The sequence below is a fragment of the Methylocella sp. genome, from assembly GCF_041905455.1.
In the GTDB taxonomy this organism is placed as follows: Bacteria; Pseudomonadota; Alphaproteobacteria; order Rhizobiales; family Beijerinckiaceae; genus Methylocapsa.
The window spans coordinates 94,543-115,406 of the sequence record NZ_JAYRLA010000009.1 but is presented as its reverse complement, the minus strand read 5'-3'; the positions used below and the strand labels follow the sequence as shown (position 1 = coordinate 115,406).

The window sequence follows — 20,864 nt, the reverse complement described above, 5'->3', positions numbered from 1 at the left end:
CCGCGCGCCCGTCTCCCGCGTGGCTTTCGCCGCATGTCTCCCGCGTCTTGATGACATTGACGCGACAGAGAGCCTTCAACACCGGCTCGACGGCTGCAAGAGTGCGCAGCGCGCCCGGGGTTGTAAAGGAATCCCGCTCAATTACCGGCGGAGGCGGCCTCGCGCGGGCGGCCGGCGCGCCAGGTGAGCAGAAAATAGGCCGCGATCAGCGCAACGTCGCCGACCAGCCAGAATCGCGCGGAGACGTCGGGGAGATAAAAGGACGCGGCGATCTGGGCGATGGCGCTGAACAGCCAGATCACGCCGCCCCAGGGCGTGGCGAGCCACAGGCCGACGGCGGCGATGAGGTCCAGCACGGCGAAGGACGCCGCCGCCGCCGCATGCGGGCCGTCCATCCCGTCGATGAGCGGTTGCGCGGGGGCGAGGATGGCGACCCAGCGGCCAAGGCCCTGAAACACCCACAGAACGGCGAGCGCGCGCATGAAGACGACGAGCGCGAATCCCCACGGCGAGCGCCCGTCGTCGGCCATTGCGCCGAGGCGGATGGGGTCGCCTGCGGCGGCGGGCGCCTCCCGGGGACGAGGATCGTCGGCGAAGCGGCTCAACACGCGGGCGCCGGCGCCGGAAAGGTCAGCTCCTCGTCGAGCGGAGCGAAATAGGCCTCGACGTCCGCTTCGCCCGGCCCGTCGAGCTCCGCCGGGCGCCAATGGGGCGACTGGTCCTTGTCGACGATGACCGCGCGCACGCCCTCGTAATAGTCATGGCCGGCGAGGATGCGCGCAACGATGCGGAACTCGAGCGCGAGCGCCGCCTCGATCGACAGGCCCGCCCCTGCGCGCATCTGGCGAAAGGCGACGGCGAGGCTCGTCGGCGACCGCGACTCGAGCGTCGAAAGCGCGGCGCGCGCGAAATCCGAAGGATCGGCGGCGAGCCGGTCGGCGATCTCGACCACCGAGCCCGCCGAAAAGCAGCGGTCGACCACCGCCCGCTCTTCAAGGAGCGCAGAGGGCGGCGCCGGATCGGCCTCCGCCGCGATCGCCGCCGCCGGCGCCTCTCCCGCGCCGAGCCGCTCGATCAGCGCCTCATGGCGCGCGCTCGCCACATGCGCGCCGGCGAGCCCCAACGCCGTCATGTCGCCGGTCGCGATGCGCGCCCCGGTCAAGGCGAGATAGGGGCCGAGAGCGCCCGGCAGCCGCGAAAGGAAGCGCGTCGCCCCGACGTCGGGAAAGAAGCCGATGCCCGTCTCGGGCATGGCGAAGACGACGGCGTCGCCGGCGACGCAATGGCGCGCGTTGACCGCAAGCCCCGCGCCGCCGCCCATGACGACGCCTTCGACGAGCGCGACGACGGGCTTGGAGAAGCGGGCGATCTTGCGGTCGAGGCGATATTCGTCGCGGAAATAGGCGAGCTGCGCGATCCGGCCCGACGCGGCCGCGCCGGCGCGGCCAAGCTCGTAGAGGGCGCGGATGTCGGCGCCGGCGCAGAAGGCGCGCGCCGTCGCGCCGCGCAGGGCGACGCAGGCGATCGAGGGATCAGCCTCCCACTGCGACAGGGCCGCGTCGAGCGCCTTGATCATGCCGTGCGACAGCGCGTTGAGCGCCTTCGGCCGGTTGAGCGTGGCGAGCGCGCAGGCGCCGCGAATTTCGGTGACGATCTCGCTTTCGCTCATGGCGGTTGCTCCAGCCGGCGCGACCCGGGTTGCGAAAGGCTGCGGGGCGCGACGCGGCCGGCCCGGCTACAACGGGAAGAGCGCTGGAGCGGGTGAAGGGAATCGAACCCTCGTATTCAGCTTGGAAGGCTGCTGCTCTACCATTGAGCTACACCCGCGAGGCGTTCCGCGCCTCTGGCGCGAATCCGTCTTACGCGAAACGCCGAGCCCGAGTCAAAGGCCCGTCTGGATCGGCAGGCAGGGCTGTCTCGGCGGCTGCGAGAAGGCGAGAAGCTGCGCCGTCTGGCGCTCGAGGAGCGTGAGCTTCGACAGCACGGCGTCGCGCACCCTGACCCATTGCTCGCGCTCCGGCCCCGCTCCGGCCACGGCGAGGTTCAGCCAGACATAGGCCATGATGTAATCCTGCGGCACGCCCTGCCCTTTGTCGTACATGAGGCCGAGCTGATACTGCGCGTTGGCGAAGCCCTGATTGGCCGAGCAACGGTACCAGGCCGCCGACACCACGTAATTCTGCGGCACGCCCTGTCCGCGCTGATACATGAAGCCGAGATAGGCCTGCGCGCGCGCGTCGCCCGCGGCGGCGAGCGGCAGGAAGATTTCCGCGGCCCTGACGTAGTTGCGCGCCGCGGCCGCGTTCATCCCCGCCTGAAGCGACTGCGCGAAGACGCCCGGCGCGCCGGCGAGCGAGACGGCGAGCGCGACGAGGGCGCAGAAAAGCATCCTTGCGACGCTCATGGGCCTCCGATCGCCGCCTGCGCCAGAAAGACCGCCCAGATCGCCGGCGCGAAGAAGGCGCCGAATGGCAGGCGCGCGCCGCCCTCGAACGAGCGGCGTCCGGAAAAATGCAGGATGGCGCAGGAAAGGAGCGCGGCGAGCGCGGCGAGCTCGACGGCGAACGGGGCGAAGCTCCAGTCGAGCCAGAGGCCGGCGACGCCCGCGAGCTTGACGTCGCCAAGGCCGAGCCCCTCGCGCCCGCGCCAGCGGAAATAGGCCGCCCGCACGCCGTAGAAGACGAGGAAGAGCGCGCCGCCGCGCGCGAGGGCGGAAACGATCGCGGAGCCCGCCTCGGGCGTCGTCGCGGCGGCGGCGAGGCCGAGCGCGGCGAGCGCGAGATTGAGCGCGTCAGGAATGATGAAAGAGCGTGCGTCGACGTCGGCGACGGCGAGCGCGAGAAGGCCGAGCGCGGCGGCGAACCAGCCCGAAGCGCCGGGCGCGACGGCGAGGCTCGCCGCGACGACGGCGCAGCCGCAGGCGGCGAGCGCGATCGCCCGCGCCGCGCCGGTCGGCGGAAGAGGCGTCGCGGCGGCCGGCCTCATTGCAACGCCCGCGGCGGCGTCGGCAGCACCGCGCCGGTCGGATAGACGCCGCCGACCTTGTCGCCGCGCATCTTCGAGCGCAGCTCCTCGGCGACGAAGGAGGCGTCGACGCCGTCGCGGATGATCTGCGGCCGGATGAAGATGATGAGCTCGGTGCGGCCGACGAGACGGTTCGCGCTGTTGGTGAAGATGTTGCCGAGCACGGGAATCTGGTCGGCGCCGGGAATGCCGGCGCGCGTGCCGTTGACGCCGTCGCTGATGAGGCCGGCGAGCAGCACCGTCTGGCCGCTCGCGACGAGGATCGAGCTCTTGACCTTGCGCTGCGAGAAGGTCGGCCCGAGCGTCGAGGTGCCGGCCTGGTTGCTGATCTCCTGCTCGACGTCGAGCGACACGTTGCCGTTGAAGTTCACGCGCGGCTGCACGCGCAGGATGATGCCGGTGTTCTTGTAGTCGATCGTGTTCACGACGGCGTTGTTGGCCGAGAGCACGGTCGCCGAGCCGGTCTGGATCGGGATTTCGTCGCCGACCTGCAGCGTCGCGACCTGGTTGTCGACGACGACGAGCGACGGGTTCGAGAGCACCTTGACGTCGGTGTACTGGTGCAGCGCGTTGATGATGGCGCGCGGGCTCAGCGCGTTGCCGATGGTGAGGTTGAATCCCGGCGTCGTGCCGCCGGTCCCCGAGGTCTGCGCCAGCGGCACGCCCGAGGCCGTGTTGGTGATGAAGCCGTTGTTCGCGCCGAGCCCGAGGTTGCTCGAGCCGAGGAAGAACTGCACGCCGTAGCTCAGCGTGTCGTTGAGCGTGACCTCGGCGATGGTGAGGTCGACCGCCACCTGCAGCTTCGGCCGGTCGAGCTGCTCGAGCGCCTTCTCGATCACCCGATAGCTGCTCGGATTGGCGTAGATCACCACGGAGTTGTTGACCGTGTCGGCCATGATCCGCACGCCCGGAAGCAGCACGGGGCCGCGCGATCCGCCGGAGCCGCCGCCGGCCTGCGCGGCGTTCGTGCCGCCGAGCCCGCCCTCCTTGTTCGCGTCGCCGCCGCCCGCCGCGTTTCCGAGCGTTCCGAACGGGCTCTGGCTCTGGCCGCCGAAACCTGAGGATGAGGACGAGCCGGAATTTGCGCCAAGGCCGGAGGACGAAGAGCCAAGGCCCGAGGAGGAGGACGAGCCGAAGCCGGACGAGGAGCCGGAGTTCGCCCCCATCGACGATCCCGATCCGCCGCCGGTCAGCCGGTCGGTCGCCGACATTCCGCCAGCGCCCGGCGCCAGCTGGTTCGCCGCCGTGTCGGTCCCGCCGCCGCCGCCCGTGAACAGGTCACTGAGTAGCTTGGCGATCTGGCGGGCGTCGCCGTAGCGCACGCGATAGACCTTGACGCCCGTGCTCGCCGCCGAGGAGCCGTCGAGCCGGGAGATCCAGGCCGACGCGGCGCGCAGCAGCTCGGGCTTCTTGGCCACGACGAGGATGGCGTTGGAGCGGGTGATCGCCTGGAACTTCACCATGTTCTGGCTCATTCCGGCCTCGCCCGAATCGAGGATCTTCTCGAGCTCGGCGACGACCGGCTCGGGCGTCGTGTTACGCACCGGAATGATGCCGACCGACTGGCCGCGCATCCAGTCCTGGTCGAAGCTCAGGATCGTGTCCGCCGCGGTCTGGCGCTCGACGCTGGTGCCGACGACGACCATCAGATTGCCGCCCGGATCGGCGCGGATCGCGCCGGGCCGCGTGGCGAAGCCCTCGAGCAGCTTGGAGACGTTGCCCGCGGAGACGTGGCGCAGCGGAACCACGGTCACGCCGTAGCCGGGCTCGAGATGGGGCGCGCGGTCGACGCCGCCGTTGCCGACGGCGTCGTCGATCGGGATGATGCGATAGCCCCCGGAATCCTTGACCAGAACGGAGTTGCTGGTGCGCAGCGCGCTTTCGAGCACGAAGATGAGCTGCGACTTCGGCACCGGCCGGCCGGAGGACAGGGTGATCGTGCCCTGCACGCGGGGATCGACGGCGTAGCCGACGCCGAGCACGTCGCCGAGAATGACCTTGGCGACCGAGGCGATCGGGGCGTTGTCGAAGTTGAGGTCGACGCCCTCGGCGCCTCCCACGCCGCCGCCGCCGCCGCCGGAGCCGCCGCCCGGCGCGCCGGCGTCCGGCGAAGCGCTGCCGTAATAGAGCTGCGGCCGGTCGCCGCCGGTGCCGGTGTTGACGGTCCCGGTCTGCTTGGGGAAGCGCGGCTGCAGGTCGACGCCGCGAATCTTGTCGACGGCGTCGGGCGCGTCGTTGCCGCCTCCGGTCCAGTAGGTCTGGGACGAGCAGGCGGCGAGGGTCAGGAGGCCGAGCGCGAGCGCGCAAAGCCGCGCTCCGGCCGCGGCGCGGCGCGGCGGAGGCGAAAGAACGCGGCCTTCGACGTTGAACAAGCACACCACTCAATTAAAGGCCCGGCCGGGCGGGAAGCCATGACGCGAGGCGAACCCCTGAACGCTTAGCGGAAAACGACCTGTCCTGATAGGATGTCATAATCTCGCCGTCGCCGCGGAAGAGGTCAAGGCGAAGCCGGCTCCGACGTGACCTTGCGCTCATGACGCGCGTCGGACGGCTTTACAATCAGCCTGCGGCGGTTCCACGGTCGGACGCAAACGATGACCTCTCATCTTCTGGACGAATTCACCCGGCGCCTCGCTCAAAAGAACCACCTGCCCGCCGACGCCTCGCTCGCCAGCTTCGCCTCGGCCGAGGGCGGCGAGCCGACCTTGCGCAAGATCTGGGAGGCGACGGAACTTTCAGCGAACGGCTTTGCCGATGAAGTCGCGCATTTTTATGGCGCGCCGCGTCTCGGCCTGCCCGAGCTCGTCGCCGCCCCGTCGCTCGCCGATCGCTTCTCCTCGCGCTTCCTGCGCGAAACCAGCGTGTTCCCCTTCTCCGGCGAGGACGGAGCGCCGCGCCTCGCGCTCGCCGATCCGAGCGAGACCGCCGCCGTGCGCGCCGCCGAGATCGTGCTCGGCCGTCCGGTCGAGATCGCGGTCGCCTCGTTCGAGGACATCGCCATCGCGCTCGCCGAGCGCCTCGGCGCCGACGCGCCGGCGCAGGAGGAGCGCCACGCCGGCGGAGGCGGCGAGGACGACATCGAGAGCCTGCGCGACCTTGCGAGCGGCGCGCCGGTGGTGCGCGCCGTCAACGACCTGTTCGAGAAGGCGATGGAGCTGCGCGCGAGCGACATCCACATCGAGCCGTTCCGCAACGCGCTCACCGTGCGCATGCGCGTCGACGGCCTCCTGCGGCAGGTGCCGGCGCCCGCCGAGGCGTCCCCTCAGGCCATCCTGTCGCGCATAAAGATTCTCGCCGGGCTCAACATCGCCGAGCGGCGGCTGCCCCAGGACGGCGCCGCGCGCCAGCGGATCGGACGCTCCGACATCGACATGCGCGTCGCCACCATGCCGACCCAGTATGGCGAATCGGCCGTGCTTCGCCTGCTGCCGCAAGACCGCGGCTTGCTCGACGTCGCAAAGCTCGGCCTCTCGACGCGCGACGAGAAGATTCTGGCGCGGCTGCTCGAGCTGCCGCACGGGCTCATCGTCGTCACCGGCCCGACCGGCAGCGGCAAGACGACCTCGCTCGCCACCATGCTGTCGATCCTCAACACGCCCTCGCGAAAAATCCTCACCATCGAGGATCCGGTCGAATACGAGCTGCCGGGCGTCAACCAGAGCCAGGTCAAGGCCTCGATCGGCCTCACCTTCGCCTCGGCGATGCGCGCCTTCGTGCGCCAGGACCCCGACGTCATCATGGTCGGCGAGGTGCGCGATTCGGAGACCGCGAGCATCGCCGTCAACGCCGCCCTGACCGGCCATCTGGTGCTGACCACGCTGCACACCGAATCGGCCGCCGCCGCCATTCCGCGCCTGCTCGACCTCGGCGTCGAGGGCTTTCTCCTCAAGTCCACGTTGAGAGCGGTGATCGCCCAGCGCCTCGTGCGCGTGTTGTGCGAGCGCTGCAAGAAGAAGCGCGTGCTGGGCGCGGAGGACCTTGAAGCGGACCCCCGTCTGTCCGCGCTCGGCCTCTCCTGCGGCGACGCCATCTACGAGCCGGCGGGCTGCGAACGTTGCGGCGGCACGGGCTACCGTGGGCGCAACGGCATCTTCGAGATCCTCGAGCTTCGCGGCGAGGCCTATGAGCTGGTCGGGCCCAACACCGACGCGGGCGGCGTCGACGCCGCCGCCCGCCGCGCCGGCATGGTCACCATGGTCGAGGACGCGGTGGCCAAATGCCGCGCCGGCGTCACCTCGACGGCCGAGGTGCTGCGCGTGACGACGATCAGATAGGGCGCCGGCTCAGGCGAAAACCTCTTTCTCCTCAAGGCGACGCAAGCCGTCGGGATCATGAGCCGGGAGGATGATCGTCGGCCGTTCACTCGCGACGGACTTGATCGCGCGCGGCGTCGGCGACCTGATCCACGCCCGCGGCGACGACGCGCCGTGACGCCGGGGCCCGACGTCTGGCGGCCGTCCGCCTATCTCACCCTGCTCGCGGTTCACACCGCCGCCGGCGCGCTCCTCGCCGTCGTCTTTCCCCTCTTCCAGCAAATCGTCTCGCGATCCGGCGAGCCCCAGCCTCTGGAGACGTCGACGGCGGTCATGGCGCTGGCCGCGACGCTCGCGACGCAGGGCTGCTACTGGACGAGGCGCAGGCATATGCCGGTCGCGGCGCTCCGGGGCGGCGCGGTCGCGGGCCATGTCGTGATGTTCGCCGGCCGCGTCAGCTTCTTCTTCGGCGGCGCGCTGTTTTCGGCGCTCTTCTTCCATCATGCGCCGCAACTCGACGCGCCGCCGCCGCCCGGGCGGGCGATCGCCAAGACCCTGGGCGTGATGACGCTGCTGTTCGCGCTTTTCTGCTACGCGCTGGAGCTGGAGCGTTTCGGCCGCGCGATCGAGGAGCGCGCGCGCAAGGCGTCGTGAGCGCCGCCTCGACGGGCGCTTTCGGCTTACGCGGCGCGGAAATCATGGGCAGGCGGATTTCGCTCGGCTATGCTGCGATGGGACGCCTTCGCGGAATGCGAAAAGGGACCGATCGCGCGCGCCGCGTCGAGTCGACGTTCTTTCACAGAATCGAAAGCCATGACCAATTTCCGCTACTCCGCGATGACCCAGGCCGGCGAGATGGTCAGCGGCGTGATCGCGGCCGAGAGCGCGGCCGAGGTCGTGATGCGGGTCGAATATCTCGGCCTCATCCTCGTCGACGCCGCGCCCGAGAAGAAGGGCTCGGCCGGCGCGCGCTTCGGCCTCAGCTTCGGCGTCAAGCCGCGCTTCGAGGAGATCACCTTCTTCACCGGCGACCTCGCGCTGCTGCTGCGCACCGGCGCGCGCATCAACGAGGCGCTGGAGCTCGTCGCGACCGACGCCGACGTCGGACGGCTGCGGCCGACCATCGCCAAGCTCGTCGACGCCATTCTGGGCGGCGACAGCTTCGCCGACGCGCTCGCGCGCCACCCCGACCTCTTTGCGCCCATGTACGTCGCGCTCGTGCGCGTCGGCGAAACCTCGGGCAATCTCGCGCCCGTGCTCGAGGCGCTCGCCTCCGAGCGCGCGCGCGCCGAGGGGCTGCGGCGCAAGGTCACCGACGCGCTGCGCTATCCGGCCTTCGTGCTCGCCGCGGCGGGCGCGGTGCTGCTGTTCTTCCTGACCTTCGTGCTGCCGCAGTTCGGCGCGGTGCTGCGCGACTTCAACGCCAAGCTCGATCCCGTGGTGAGCACGTTCCTGTCGCTGTCGGATTTCTTCTCGGCCAACAAGGCGGCCATCGGCCTCACCCTCGCCGGCGTCGGGCTCGGCGCCTTCCTGATCCTGCGCCGGCCGGGCGTGCGCGCGACGCTGCTGCGCGGCCTCGCCCGCCTGCCCTACGTCAGGGAGGTGATGAGCTACCACCAGACCTCGCTGTTCTGCCGCAACCTCGGCGTGCTGCTCGGCGCCGGCGTCACGCTGACGGCGAGCCTGCGCATCCTCGCCGACATGATGAGCGCGGCGGGCGGCTCGCCGGCCTGGGCCAGGACCGTCGATCTCGTGCGCCACGGCGGCAAGCTCTCGGAGGCGCTGAACGAGACGAAGGCCCTGCCGCCGATGGCGGCGCGAACCCTGCGGCTCGGCGAGGAATCGGGCCAGCTTCCCCTGCTCGCCGAGCGCGTCTCGGGCTATTACGAGGTCAAGCTGCAGCGCAGCCTCGACCGCGTCGTCGGGATCATCGGCCCGGCGGCGATCGTGTTCATCAGCCTCATCGTCGGCGGGCTGATCGTCTCGATCATGACCGCCCTCATGTCGGTGAGCCAGGTCGTCGGCTGACGACAGGGAGGCGCAGGCCCCGCGCGCGAAAATGTGAGCGTCGCAAGCTGCGGGCGAGGCTCATTGTTTAGACGCATTGGATTGTCAGGAAGCGTTTATATAACAGGCGCACGGCGCGGCCGCGGCGGCCGCGGCGCAGCCATGAGAGATCGGCCATGAACATGCTCAGCGCGTCCCTTCTCCGGTTCGCCACCCGTCGGCGCGCCCGCGCCGCGGGGCCGCGGACCGGCGAGGCCGGCTTCACCCTCGTCGAGATTCTCGTCGTCATCACCATCATCGGCCTGATCATGGGCCTCGTCGGGCCGCGCGTGCTCAATTATCTCTCGGAATCGAAGGTCAAGGCGGCGACGATCCAGATCGAGAGCCTCGCCGGCGCGCTCGACCTCTATTTCCTCGACAACGGCCGCTATCCGACGAGCGCTCAGGGCCTCGACGCGCTGGTGCAGCGCCCTGGCGGCGCGAGCGCCTGGAACGGCCCCTACCTCAAGGGCAATGGCGTGCCGCTCGACCCGTGGGGCCACGCCTATGTCTACCGCTCCCCGGCCGACCGCGCGCCCTACGAGATCACCTCCTACGGCGCCGACGGACAGGAGGGCGGCGCGGGCCTCGCCGCCGACATAAAGAGCACCGAGATCGGCACCGTGAAGAAAGCCGAACGGCGATGATCCTCCGGCACGACGAGACATGCGGCGAGGCCGGCTTCACCCTGCTGGAAGTCGTCTGCATCGTCGCCATCGTCGCGCTGATCGCCGCCGTCGCGCTGCCGGCGATGCCGCGCGGCGCCTCGCGGGCGCAATTCTACGCCGTGGCGACGGCGGCGGCGGCCCTGCTCAAGGCCGACCGCGTCGCGGCGATGCGCGGCGGCGAGACGGTTTCGACGGCGATCGACCCGATCGGCCACGTGATCCGCTCGGGCTCCGGCGGGCGCGTCGTGACGGCGCCGCCCGACATAGCCTTCAGCGCGCTTCTCGCCGAAAGCTGCGGCGGCCGCGACGCAGGCTCGACGATCTCCTTCTTCCCCTCGGGCCTCTCCTGCGGCGGCACGATCTCCCTGTCGCGCCTTGGCGAAACGCTCGAGGTGCGCGTCGCCTGGCTGACCGGAGGCGTCGAAATTGTCCCCAAGAAGACGTTTTAAGGCGAGACGTCCCGACGCAGGCGAAGACGGCTTCACCCTCGTTGAATCGCTGGTCGCCCTCGCCGTCGTCGGAATATGCCTTTCCGCCATCGGCGCCCTCGTCGCGTCGAGCCTGCGCGCCGTGCGCCGCGTCGACGAGCGGCTCGCGATCGTCTCGACCCTGCGCAAGGTCGAGACGGCGCTGCCGGAGCGCGCGCGCCTCGTCGACGCCGACATCTCCGGGCAGATGAACGGCCTCGACTTCTCGTTGCGCTCCACGCCGATCCCCGACCCCTCGCCGCCCCGCTCCGCCAGGGAGCCGGCGATGTGGACGCCGCAAAAGCTCGTTCTGCGCATCGCCGGCGGGTCCGGTTCGGCCATGGAGATCGAAACCTTGCGGCTCGTCCCGGTCGTGACGCCATGACCGTCCGCGCAATCCGCGCCCGCGCCGCGGGTCAGGCGGGCTTCTCCCTGATCGAGGCGCTCGTCGCGCTCGCCCTCGCGGCCTTCATCATGTCGGTCGTCGCGGTCGTCGCCGGCCAATGGCTGCCGCGCTGGCGCTACGGCTTCGACAAGCTCGAACGGGCCGAGCTCGTCGGGCTCGCGCTCGACCGGGTCGCCGCCGACCTCGCCGCGGCGCAATTCGTCACGCCCATAGGCGGCGACGGCGCGCTGTTCTACGGGGCGGAGAAATCCGTCACCTTCACCCGCTCCCCGCTCGGCCCGGCGCCGGCCGGCGCCGGCCCCGGGGGCCTCGAAATCGTCCGCTATGCGGCGGACGACGACGGGCTCAAGCGCTCGCGCGCGCGCTTCACGCCGAAGACGAGCGTTTCCGCCAACTCCGACGATTTCGAATTCGAGGATTCGAGCCTGCTGCTGCGCCCGCCGCTCGAAGTCTCCTTCGGCTACGCCGGGCCCGACCGCGCCTGGGCGGACCGGTGGTCGAACCCGACGAGCCTTCCCACGGCGGTGAGGATAACGGTGCGCGACGGCGCGGGCGAGGTCGCGGCCGCCTCGACCGCCGTGCTGCTCCATGTCGAGGCGCCGGCCTGCGTCATCGGCGGCGACGCCAACTGCCTCGGCGCGCAGCCCAAGGACGACAAGAGCGGCGGCCAGCCGGCGGACGCCGAGCGCTCGCCGGGATCGGGCGCGCCGCGCGGGGCGACGCTGTGAGGGCGCCCGCCCGCGGCGACGACGGCTTCATCATCGTCGCCGTGTTGTGGATTCTCGCGGCGCTCGCCGCCTTCGCCGGCGTCTTCGCCTATTACGCGGCGACGACCGCAGTGTCCGCGCGCGTCTCCTCCGACCGGCTGCAGGCCGAGGCGCTGGTCGTCTCGGCGCTGGAGCTCGTCGCGCTGCAGGCGCAGGGACGCGGCGAGAACGACTGGCGCAGCGTCGGCGACTTCTCGTTCGAGCTCGGCGGCGGCCGCGCCAAAGTCGAATTCCGCAACGAGGCCGCGCGGATCGACCTCAACGCCGCGCCGAAGCCGCTGCTCGTCGGGCTCTTCGCGGCGCTCGGCGCAAAGCCCGACGACGCCGAATCCTACGCCGACCGGGTGATCGGCTGGCGCAAGAAGGGGCAAGTAGCGAACCAGGACAAGGAGGGCGACCTCTACAAGGACGCCGGCGCCGGCTACCTGCCGCGCGAGGCGCCGTTCCAGTCGCTCGCCGAGCTGCCCTTCGTCCTCAACCTGCCGCCCGACATCGTCGCGGCGGCCCTGCCTTATGTGACCGTGTTCAGCGGCGGGCCGCATGTCGACGTGCTCGCCGCCGAGCCGATGGTGATCCAGGCCCTCCCGAACCTCTCCCCGGACGCCGCCGCCGCGGTGCTCGACCAGCGTGGCGCGGTTCCGATGAAGGCGCTGCAGAGCCTGCTCGGGCGCGCCTCCGAGAACGTCGCGGCCGAGCCGGGCAAGACGATGCGCGTGAAGGTCGACGCGCGCGTTTCCTCCGGCCGGCGGATACGCGCCGAAGCCGTCATCCTGCTCGCCGACAAGGACGCCGACCCCTATAAGATTCTCTTCTGGCGCGACGATTTCGACGGCGCGCTGTGAGGCCGACGTCGCCGATGTGCTTTCGCGCAAGGCCCGGCGGGCATGGCGGCGCTAATGATTTAAGGGCGCGCATGACGCAAAATGGCGCGATTTGTCCCCTACGGGGCCGCAGATGAACGCCTTCGACGCCGTTTCCGCCAAAGCCTCGCGCTGGCTCGACGAGACCGCCGACGCCATCCTCGGCGTCATGCGCGGCCTGCGGCCGCAGAAGGCGGCGCGCCTCGTCGAGGAGGCCGACGGCTCCTTCCTCCTCGCCGCGCAGTCGCCCGCGCCCGCGCGCGCCGACCTCGCCGCCGCCGGCGGCCGGGCGCGCTTCGAGAACGGCGCCCTCGTCGGCGACCGCGCCCCAGCGCTTGCGGCCGCCCTCTCGGGCGCGCGGGTCGAGCTCGCCCTGCGCTCCGACCGCTTCCTGTTCCGCCCGCTGCAACTGCCGCGCCGCGCCGCCGATTTCCTCGAAGGCATCGTGCGCTCGCAGATCGACCGCCTGACGCCCTGGAGCCCGGCCGAGGCCGCCTTCGGCTTCCGGCCGGAGCGCGAGACCGCAGGCGAGCGCATGCTGGTCACTGTCGCGGCCACCTCGAAGCGCGTGCTTTCGCCCTATGTAGAGGCGGCGCGCGGCCTCGGCGTCGAGACGCTGGTGATCAGCGCCGCGCCCGCCGCGCCGGCCGAAGGCGACGCCATCCGGGTGATGGAGCAGCAGCTCGGCGGCGCGCTCGACGCGCGCGGGCTGAAGCGCATCCTGACCGGCGCCCTCGTCGGGCTCGGCCTCGCCTGCGCGCTCGCCCTCGTCGCCTCGAGCTTCGTCACGCAAGCGCTCCAGTCGCGCCAGGAGGAGATCGCCGGGGAGATCAGAAGCCGGCGCGCCGCGCTCATGCGCAGCGACGACGCGACGAGCGCCGCCGCGGGCGCCCTGCGCCAGCGCAAGAGCGAGGGCGCGCCCGCCGTGCTCGTCTACGACGAATTGTCGCGCATCCTGCCCGACGACGCCTATCTGACGGAGCTGCGCCTTCAGGGCGACAAGGTTCAGCTCGCCGGGATCGCCAGCGACGCCAGCGCGCTGATCGGCCTCATCGAGCGCTCGAAGCGCTTCGCGCACGCCGTGTTCTACGCGCCGACGACCAAGTCGCCGTCCGAGACGCGCCAGCATTTCTTCATTGAGGCGCATGTCAATCCGGGCCTCGCGCGCCCGTCCGAACGGTGAGGCGGCGATGACTTTCGACGGCCTCAGGAAAAGCTTCACGCGCTCCGGCGCCCTTGCGCTCGCCGCCTATGCGGGGGCGGCGCTGCTGCTGGCGGCGACGCTGTGGACGACGCTCGCGGGCCTCGCCGACTCTTATGCGGACTATCGCGGCGCGCAGGAGCGGCTCGCCGCTCTCGCCGCGCGCAAGCCCGCAGGCGGCGAGAGCGGCGAGGATCCGGGTTCGCCTTTCCTCGACGGGCCGACCGTGACCGTCGCCGGCGCCGACCTGCAGCGGCGCGTCGCGGAGGCGGTGACGGCGGCGGGCGGCAACGTGCTGTCGTCGCAGATCGACCTGCAGGGTTCGCAGGCGAACGAGGGATTCGTTCTCGTCTCGACGAATTTCGAGGTGGCGCAAGACGCGTTGCAGCCTTTGTTGTATGATCTTGAGGCGGGCGCGCCGCTGCTGTTCGTCGAGCAGCTGGTGGTCCAGTCGCCGCTGAGCGCGGGGGCGCAGTCCGCTGCGGAAGGAAGGAAGATGCGCGTGCAGATCGACGTCGCCGGGCAATGGCAGGTGCGCAAGTGAGGCGCGCGGCCGCCCTCCTCGCGCTCGCCTTGCCGCTCGCCGCGGCGCAGGCCGCGCCGAAGGCCGACGCCTCGCGCAACGACCTCTTCGCGCCTGGCGCCATGGCTCCCGCGCGCGCCGCTCCGGCCGGGCCCGCGCAAGAAGCCGAAGAAGCGGCGCCCGAAGCGGCCGCGGAGCGTCCGGCCTATCGTCCGCGCGCGAGCGCGATCAATCCGCTGTCCGCCGTCTCTCTCGACGAGCTCGGCGCGACGCGCGAGCGCCCGCTGTTCTCGCCTTCCCGCCGCCCGCCGCCGCCGCGGGCGGTCGCCGCCGCCGCGCCCGAGGCGCCGCCGCCTCCCCCGCCCCCGCCGGCCGAGCCCGAGCCGCCGCAGTTCAAGCTGATCGGCGTCGTCCATGGCGAAGGGGTGGAGATCGGCCTGTTTTCCGACCCCTCCGGCAAAATCACGCGCGCGCGCGTCGGCGAGGACGCGCAGGACGGCTGGACCGTGCGTTCGGTCGAGCCGCGGCTCGCGGTGGTCGAGCGGGAGGAGCGGCAGGCGACGCTCGAGCTCGCCCCACGCGACGCCGACCTCAATTCGCCGTCGGAAAACGCGGTCGCCGCCCTCGACCAGCCTCCGGACATACGGCCCGGCGTGCGCCCCCCGCCGTCGCCGCTGCGTCATTCGCGGCTGAACCGGCCGCGTAACGCGGCGGAAGAGTCTTTCGAGTGAACGTGCGCGCCTGAGCGCTCCGGCGCCCGCTCAGTTGAGCAGCGGGCTCCAGGTCGGGTCGGAGGCGTAGCTCGGCGTCGGCACGGTGAATTCGTTGCGGCCGAACACGTCCATCATGTAGAGCTTCGGGCCGCTCGAGCCGCCGGGGTCGCGGAAGAACATCAGGAACAGCCCGTTCGGCGCCCAGGTCGGCCCTTCGTTGTGGAAGCCTTCGGTCAGGATGCGCTCGCCCGAGCCGTCCGGCCGCATGACGCCGATGGCGAAGGTCGAGCCCTTCTGCTTGGTGAAGGCGATGAAGTCGCCCTTGGGCGACCAGACCGGAGTCGAATAGCGCCCCTCGCCGAAGGAGATGCGCTGCGGCGTTCCGCCGCCGCCCGCAGGCATCACGTAAAGCTGCTGCGTGCCGCCGCGGTCGGATTCGAAGACGATCTTCGTCCCGTCGGGCGAATAGGACGGCGAGGTGTCGATGGCCCCGGAATCGGTGAGCCGCGTCGTGGTGCGCGACCTGACGTCCATGGCGTAGAGGTTGGTCGCCGCGCCCTGCGCCAGCGACATGACGATGCGCTGCCCGTCCGGCGAGAAGCGCGGCGCGAAGGTCATGCCGGGAAAATTGCCGACGACCTCGCGCTGGCCCGTCTCGATGTTGAGCAGCAGCACCTTCGGATCGGCCGAGCCGAACGACATGTAGGTGACGTCCTGCGAGGACGGCGAGAAGCGCGGCGTCACCACGAGGTCGTCGCCGCGCGAGAGGTAGCGTACGTTCGCGCCGTCCTGGTCCATGATGGCGAGGCGCTTGCGCCGGCGCTCCGCCGGCCCCGTCTCGTCGACGAAGACGACGCGCGTGTCGAAGAAGCCGCCTTCCCCCGTGACGCGGGTGAAGATCGCGTCCGAGATGATATGCGCGACGCGGCGGACGTTGTTCGGATCGGTCACATATTGCTGGCCAGCCGTCTGCTGGCCCGTCGCGACGTCCCACAGGCGGAACTCGGTCTGCAGGCGCCCGTCGGGGTTGCGCTTGCTGCGCCCGGTGACGAGAAACTGCGCGTTGAGCGCGCGCCACGGCGCCATGTCCGGCGTCTGGTCGGGATTGAGGCTCGTCCCGGCGAAGCTCGCCGGATCGAGCGGCGACAGGAAGGTCGAGCGCTTGAAATTGTTGACGATGACGCCGCTGACCTGCGCCGCCGGACCGGCGTCGCCGCCGAACGGGGCGACCGCGATGACGACCGGCGTGAAGTCGCCGCGCCGCACGTCGAGCACGCGGTCCTGCGCGCGCGCGGCGGGGAGAGGCGGCAGGAGCGTCGCCAGAGGCGCCGCGGCGCAGGCGCAAAGGAGGGCCAACGCGACGGCGCGGCGCGAAACGATGAATTCAGGCTCGTTCAAAGCATGTCCTCAGGATCGAAGCGGACGATCCGGCCCTTCCATTGCTCGTAATAGGGCTGGAACTGCGCGGGAATGCGCAGCGGATTGCAGCGCCGCGTCGCGCGCAGCGCGCTTTCGGCGAGGCTGCGCAGGTTCGGGTCCGGCGGCGGGTTGAGAAGCTCGGGCTGGCCGACGAGCGAGCCGTCCTGCGCCAGCTGCACGCGGATCTGCGGCACATATTTCTCCTGCCCGGCGAGGCCGACGAAAGTCCAGCAATGGCGGTACTGGTCCTGCAGCAGGCCGTCGAGCTGCGCCCACAGCGACGGCGCCATCCGCGCCGCGCTGGCGTTGGGCGCGCCGAGCGAAGCCGTCTGCGCGAGGTCGCGCCCGGTCGCCGCCTTGCGCTGCGGCGCGTCCTTGTTGAGAAGGCGGCTGATCGCGCCGACGTCGAACTTCTGCGAGGGATCGGCGTCGGCCTCGCCCGACCGCGGCTTCGGCGCGGGCTTCTGATCGGGCTTCGGCTCGTCGGGCTTCTTCTCGGCGAGAAGCTTCGCGACCTCGTCCGGCTTGAATTTAGGCTCGGGCTTCTTCGGCGGCTCGACGGGCTTTTTCGCCTCGACCTTCGGCTTTGGAACAGGCTTCTTGTCCAGCGCCTCGGCGTCCGGATTGACGGGCTCCGGCTTCGCTTCCGCCTTCGGCTCGGGCTTCGCCTCGAGCTTCGCCGTTTCGACCGGCCGCTCCGGCGGCGTCGGCGCAGGCGCAGGCTTCGCCTCTTCGGCGTGGCCGGGGTCCTCGACCGGCTTGCCGCGCGGCGGCGGCGTGGGGACGTCGATCTTCCCGGGCGCAAGCGCCGAGACGGGCTTGGGCTCGGAAGCCTCGGCGCGCTTCTCGGCCCGCAGGCGCGGCGTCTGGCTGAGCTTGCCCGTCTTCTCGCCCTTCATGATCTCGTTGAACTGCGAGGCGGTCAGCGTCTCGATCGGGATGGCTTCCTGCGCGTCCTCGACGCTTGCGGCGCCCGAGAACGACCACAGCATCGCCGCCAGCAGCGCCAGATGCGCGGCGCCCGAGACCGCCGCGCCGGGAGCCTCGCGCAGGGACATGGCGTCGCGCAGGGACATCGCCGTCAGGACTTGCTCGGATCGGTGACGAGCGCGACCTTCTTGAATCCCGCGCCCGTGATGATCGACATCACCTCGGCGATCTTGCCGTAGTTCACCTGATTGGCGCCGCGCACGTAGATGCGCTCGTCGGCGCCGGCCTTGGCGATCTCCCTGAGCTTGTCGGCGAGCTTGCCCGCCTCCACCGGCTCGTCCATGACGAAGATCGCGCCCTTGTCGTCGACGGCGACGGAGAGCGGCTTCTGCTCGATGTTGAGCGCGGCCGCCTTGGTCTGCGGCAGGTCGATCGGCACGCCGGTCGCGAGCAGGGGCGCGGCCACCATGACGATGTGGCGCAGCACCCCCATGACGTCGATGACCGGCGTCTTGTTGCGGTCAACGAGGGGTCGGGCGCGCGGCGCGCCGCGCCGTCCGCGTCCGCTCTTGCGGCTCGCCATCGTCGCCATCGCCATGGGATCGCTCCTTCCGCTTCGCCGTTCAGGCGGCCTGGTCGTGCGCGGCGCGCTGGTCGATCTGCCGCGACAGGATCGAGGAGAACTCGTCTGCGAAGCCTTCGAGCTGCGCCTGCTTCTTGGCGACGTCGCCCTGCAGCTTGTTGTAGGCGATCAGCGCCGGAATGGCGGCGAAGAGGCCGATCGCCGTGGCGAACAGCGCCTCGGCGATGCCCGGCGCGACGACGGCGAGCGAGGTGTTGCGCGAGGCGGCGATCGAGCGGAACGAGCTCATGATGCCCCAGACCGTGCCGAACAGGCCGATGAAGGGGCTCGCCGAGGCGACCGTCGCCAGCACGAGGAGATTGGATTCGAGCTTCTCGACCTCGCGCGCGATGGAGACGTCGAGCACCTTCTCGATGCGCGCCTGCAGGCCCATGAAGGAGGAATGCGCGGCCGTCGAGGCGGAGCGGCGCCATTCGCGCATCGCCGCGACGAACAGGGTGGCCGTGCCCGGGGCGGGACGCTGCGAGACCGTCTGGTAGAGGTCGTCGAGCGAGGCGCCCGACCAGAAGGCGTCCTCGAACTGGTTCATCGCCTTCTGCGTGCGGCGCAGCTGCAGCACCTTGTTGACGACGATCGCCCAGCACCACACCGAGGCGGCGAGCAGGCCGATCATGACGATCTTGACGACGATATGCGCCGACCAGAACATCGACCACAAAGTGATCTCGGAGCCCGGCGCGAGGCCGGCGGCGGCGGCGCCGGTCGCCGCGATATCGGCAGGATTCATTGAAATTTCGTCCTTGTCGGCCCTAAGGCGCCAAAAGCGCCAGCCTTGGGTCAAGTCAGTGCGCAAGCCTGACTTCTGGCCCGCGAATCGGTCATTTCTGCGGCTTATGCGCGGCGCGCCTTCCCGCATCTAGCGGCGAACTCGGTTAACGCCCGGTTAGCCGGTCCCCGAAAGCCTGCGCCGCAAATCCTCCGGCAGGCGCGCCGCGCGCCCTCCCGCGACGACTGCGACCCGCACGTTCGCGCAAACGAGCGCCTCTCCCCCGCGAAAAACCATCTGGCGCATGTCGATGGAGGCGCCGCCGACCGCCTCCAGCGCCGTCTCGATCTCGAGCAGGTCGTCCATGAGCGCCGGGCGACGGAAGTCGATGGTCATCGCCCGCACGGCGAAGTGAACGCCGGCCCCCGCCTCGAACAGCTCGCGATGGCCGACGCCCCGCGCGCGCAGGAACTCGGTGCGTCCGCGCTCGAGGAAGCGCAGGTAGGAGGCGTGGTAGACGACGCCGGAGAAATCGGTGTCCTCATAATAGACGCGCACGCCGATGCGCCCCGGGGGCGGGCCGCCCGATTCCGCCTGCATGGACGAATCCCCTGGAAAAAGTCCCGTGACCGGGCGCGACCATAGCCGCGCCGCCCTTGCCGGTCGACGGCGTTTGGCGGCATCTAGAGCGTTGAGGCGAGTCGGAGCGGAACGAGAATGGCTATTCGCGTCGTGGCGGTGCTGGGAGCAGGCGCCTGGGGCACGGCGCTCGCCAATCTCGCCGCGCGCGGCGAGGACGCGCGCGTGCTGCTCTGCGCGCGTGATCCCGGGCATGTCGTCGAGATGGCGGCGACCGGCGTCAACGCGCGCCGCCTGCCCGGCGTGCCGCTGCTCTCCAACGTCGCGCCGACAGCCGATCCCGCCGCCGCCGCGAAGGCCGACGTCATCCTCGCCGCCGTCCCGACGCAGGCGCTGCGCGAGACGCTGACGGCGATCGCCCCCCTCGTCGAGGGCGCGCCGCCCGTCGTCGTCTGCGCCAAGGGCATCGAGCGCGGCACGGGCCGCTTCGTCACGGAGATCGTCAACGAGGTCATGCCGCGCTCCCCTGCGGCGATCCTGTCCGGCCCGAGCTTCGCCAGGGACGTCGCGCACGGCCTGCCGACCGCGGTGACGCTCGCCGCCCGCGACGGCGTGGTCGCCGCAGCGCTCGCGGCGATGATCGCCGGCCCGACCTTCCGGGTCTACTCGTCGAGCGACGTGCGCGGCGTCGAGATCGGCGGCGCGGCCAAGAACGTGCTCGCCATCGCGAGCGGCGTCGCCGCCGGACGCGGCCTCGGCGCCAGCGCGGGGGCGGCGCTCGTCGCCCGCGGCTTCGCCGAGCTGTCGCGCTTCGGGCGCGCTTATGACGCCGAGCCGGCGACGCTCGCCGGCCTTTCGGGCCTCGGCGACCTCGTGCTCACCTGCGGCTCGGCGATGTCGCGCAATTTCTCCTTCGGCTTCGCCCTCGGCGAAGGCGCGAGCGTCGAGGAGGCGACGGAGAAGACGGGGCTCGCGGAAGGCGCCTTCACCTGCGGCGTGATGCTCGACCTCGCGCGGGCGGCCGAGGTGGACATGCCGATCTCCGCCGCCGTCGACGCGGTGCTCGCCGAGCGCGTCGGCGTCGACGAGGCCATCGCCGAGCTGCTCGCCCGACCCTCGAAACCGGAAGGTTGAGGCGCTATAGTCCCACGGCGCAGCTTGCGGTCGAGCCGCGCGGGAGGCGGACGCATGGCGCATTGGCTGGTGAAGAGCGAGCCGTCGAAATGGTCGTGGGACCAGCAGGTCGCGGCGGGCGAAAAGGGCACGTTCTGGAACGGCGTGCGCAACCATTCGGCCAAGCTCAACCTGATGGCGATGAAGGTCGGCGAGCGGGCGTTCTTCTACCACTCCAACGAGGGCAAGGAGATCGTCGGGATCGTCAAGGTCGTCAAGCCCTATTATCCCGACCCTTCCGACGAGAGCGGACGCTTCGGCATGGTCGACTTCGCCGCGGTGAAGCCGTTGAAGACGCCCGTCGCGCTCAAGGCGATCAGAGACGAGCCGCGCCTCGAGGAGATGGCGCTCGTGAAGCAGTCGCGCCTCTCCGTCCAGCCGGTGACGGACGAAGAATGGAAGATCGTGTGCGCGATGGGCGGCGTCTGAGAGACTGTTTCGTCGTCCTTCGAGACGCCGCGTCCGCGGCTCTTCAGGATGGGAACG

Annotated in this window: 23 protein-coding genes and 1 tRNA gene; 13 read left to right on the top strand and 11 right to left on the bottom strand. The window is 70.8% G+C overall.

What is annotated here, in order from left to right:
* Positions 1-137: 137 nt before the first annotated feature.
* From ACE3OG_RS09730 to gspD, 6 genes are all read right to left on the bottom strand, one after another.
* Positions 138-605 carry a DUF6163 family protein gene (locus tag ACE3OG_RS09730; protein WP_374308042.1) on the bottom strand — a complete coding sequence of 156 codons (468 nt, stop codon included), beginning with the start codon at positions 603-605 and terminating at the stop codon, positions 138-140.
* Positions 602-1,669 carry an enoyl-CoA hydratase/isomerase family protein gene (locus ACE3OG_RS09725; protein ID WP_374308040.1) on the bottom strand — a complete coding sequence of 356 codons (1,068 nt, stop codon included), beginning with the start codon at positions 1,667-1,669 and terminating at the stop codon, positions 602-604. Before ACE3OG_RS09725 ends, ACE3OG_RS09730 begins: the two co-directional genes overlap by 4 nt.
* Before the next feature lie 84 nt (positions 1,670-1,753).
* Positions 1,754-1,827: transfer RNA gene (locus ACE3OG_RS09720), tRNA-Gly, on the bottom strand.
* A gap of 55 nt (positions 1,828-1,882) precedes the next feature.
* A complete protein-coding gene (locus ACE3OG_RS09715) occupies positions 1,883-2,404 on the bottom strand; it encodes a tetratricopeptide repeat protein (protein ID WP_374308037.1) in 522 nt (173 codons plus the stop codon).
* Positions 2,401-2,985 (bottom strand): prepilin peptidase, encoded by a 585-nt coding sequence (locus ACE3OG_RS09710; RefSeq protein ID WP_374308035.1) that lies wholly within the window; start codon positions 2,983-2,985, stop codon positions 2,401-2,403. The genes ACE3OG_RS09715 and ACE3OG_RS09710 overlap by 4 nt, the downstream gene beginning before the upstream one ends.
* On the bottom strand, positions 2,982-5,396 hold the full coding sequence (gene gspD / locus ACE3OG_RS09705) for a type II secretion system secretin GspD (RefSeq protein ID WP_374308033.1): 2,415 nt from the start codon (positions 5,394-5,396) through the stop codon (positions 2,982-2,984). Before gspD ends, ACE3OG_RS09710 begins: the two co-directional genes overlap by 4 nt.
* Before the next feature lie 222 nt (positions 5,397-5,618).
* On the opposite strand from gspD, the gene ACE3OG_RS09700 reads away from it, so the two are divergent.
* The 11 genes from ACE3OG_RS09700 to ACE3OG_RS09650 all read left to right on the top strand — a co-directional run bounded on the left by ACE3OG_RS09700 (position 5,619) and on the right by ACE3OG_RS09650 (position 14,946).
* Positions 5,619-7,298 (top strand): GspE/PulE family protein, encoded by a 1,680-nt coding sequence (locus tag ACE3OG_RS09700; protein WP_374308031.1) that lies wholly within the window; start codon positions 5,619-5,621, stop codon positions 7,296-7,298.
* Between the two features lie 153 nt (positions 7,299-7,451).
* Positions 7,452-7,931, top strand: coding sequence for a hypothetical protein (locus ACE3OG_RS09695; RefSeq protein ID WP_374308029.1), 480 nt, complete (start codon positions 7,452-7,454; stop codon positions 7,929-7,931).
* 159 nt (positions 7,932-8,090) lie between these two features.
* A complete protein-coding gene (locus ACE3OG_RS09690; RefSeq protein ID WP_374308027.1) occupies positions 8,091-9,305 on the top strand; it encodes a type II secretion system F family protein in 1,215 nt (404 codons plus the stop codon).
* Positions 9,306-9,466: 161 nt separating this feature from the next.
* On the top strand, positions 9,467-9,970 hold the full coding sequence (gene gspG, locus ACE3OG_RS09685; RefSeq protein WP_374308136.1) for a type II secretion system major pseudopilin GspG: 504 nt from the start codon (positions 9,467-9,469) through the stop codon (positions 9,968-9,970).
* A complete protein-coding gene (locus ACE3OG_RS09680; RefSeq protein ID WP_374308026.1) occupies positions 9,967-10,440 on the top strand; it encodes a type II secretion system protein GspH in 474 nt (157 codons plus the stop codon). The genes gspG and ACE3OG_RS09680 overlap by 4 nt, the downstream gene beginning before the upstream one ends.
* Positions 10,418-10,843 (top strand): type II secretion system protein, encoded by a 426-nt coding sequence (locus ACE3OG_RS09675; RefSeq protein ID WP_374308024.1) that lies wholly within the window; start codon positions 10,418-10,420, stop codon positions 10,841-10,843. Before ACE3OG_RS09680 ends, ACE3OG_RS09675 begins: the two co-directional genes overlap by 23 nt.
* Positions 10,840-11,592, top strand: a complete 753-nt coding sequence (locus ACE3OG_RS09670) for a type II secretion system protein J (RefSeq protein ID WP_374308022.1) — start codon at positions 10,840-10,842, stop codon at positions 11,590-11,592. Before ACE3OG_RS09675 ends, ACE3OG_RS09670 begins: the two co-directional genes overlap by 4 nt.
* Complete coding sequence (locus ACE3OG_RS09665) at positions 11,589-12,473, top strand: general secretion pathway protein GspK (protein WP_374308020.1); 885 nt, start codon at positions 11,589-11,591, stop codon at positions 12,471-12,473. The genes ACE3OG_RS09670 and ACE3OG_RS09665 overlap by 4 nt, the downstream gene beginning before the upstream one ends.
* 112 nt (positions 12,474-12,585) lie before the next feature.
* On the top strand, positions 12,586-13,674 hold the full coding sequence (locus ACE3OG_RS09660; RefSeq protein ID WP_374308018.1) for a PilN domain-containing protein: 1,089 nt from the start codon (positions 12,586-12,588) through the stop codon (positions 13,672-13,674).
* 7 nt (positions 13,675-13,681) lie between these two features.
* Positions 13,682-14,236 (top strand): type II secretion system protein GspM, encoded by a 555-nt coding sequence (gspM, locus tag ACE3OG_RS09655; RefSeq protein WP_374308016.1) that lies wholly within the window; start codon positions 13,682-13,684, stop codon positions 14,234-14,236.
* Entirely contained in the window at positions 14,233-14,946 is a 714-nt protein-coding gene (locus ACE3OG_RS09650; RefSeq protein WP_374308013.1) for a hypothetical protein, read from the top strand. The genes gspM and ACE3OG_RS09650 overlap by 4 nt, the downstream gene beginning before the upstream one ends.
* Before the next feature lie 30 nt (positions 14,947-14,976).
* On the opposite strand, the gene tolB is transcribed toward ACE3OG_RS09650, so the two are convergent.
* The 5 genes from tolB to ybgC form a co-directional block, all read right to left on the bottom strand.
* Positions 14,977-16,308, bottom strand: a complete 1,332-nt coding sequence (gene tolB / locus ACE3OG_RS09645; protein ID WP_374308134.1) for a Tol-Pal system beta propeller repeat protein TolB — start codon at positions 16,306-16,308, stop codon at positions 14,977-14,979.
* Positions 16,309-16,322: 14 nt separating this feature from the next.
* On the bottom strand, positions 16,323-17,423 hold the full coding sequence (locus tag ACE3OG_RS09640; RefSeq protein WP_374308011.1) for a cell envelope biogenesis protein TolA: 1,101 nt from the start codon (positions 17,421-17,423) through the stop codon (positions 16,323-16,325).
* 5 nt (positions 17,424-17,428) lie between these two features.
* Positions 17,429-17,875, bottom strand: coding sequence for a biopolymer transporter ExbD (locus tag ACE3OG_RS09635; RefSeq protein WP_374308010.1), 447 nt, complete (start codon positions 17,873-17,875; stop codon positions 17,429-17,431).
* Positions 17,876-17,900: 25 nt separating this feature from the next.
* Complete coding sequence (tolQ, locus tag ACE3OG_RS09630; RefSeq protein ID WP_374308008.1) at positions 17,901-18,647, bottom strand: protein TolQ; 747 nt, start codon at positions 18,645-18,647, stop codon at positions 17,901-17,903.
* 156 nt (positions 18,648-18,803) lie between these two features.
* A complete protein-coding gene (ybgC, locus tag ACE3OG_RS09625) occupies positions 18,804-19,226 on the bottom strand; it encodes a tol-pal system-associated acyl-CoA thioesterase (RefSeq protein ID WP_374308006.1) in 423 nt (140 codons plus the stop codon).
* Between the two features lie 117 nt (positions 19,227-19,343).
* On the opposite strand from ybgC, the gene ACE3OG_RS09620 reads away from it, so the two are divergent.
* Together ACE3OG_RS09620 and ACE3OG_RS09615 are read left to right on the top strand one after the other, a co-directional pair.
* Positions 19,344-20,339 (top strand): NAD(P)H-dependent glycerol-3-phosphate dehydrogenase, encoded by a 996-nt coding sequence (locus ACE3OG_RS09620; RefSeq protein ID WP_374308004.1) that lies wholly within the window; start codon positions 19,344-19,346, stop codon positions 20,337-20,339.
* A gap of 54 nt (positions 20,340-20,393) precedes the next feature.
* Complete coding sequence (locus ACE3OG_RS09615) at positions 20,394-20,807, top strand: EVE domain-containing protein (protein WP_374308003.1); 414 nt, start codon at positions 20,394-20,396, stop codon at positions 20,805-20,807.
* Positions 20,808-20,864 lie beyond the last annotated feature (57 nt).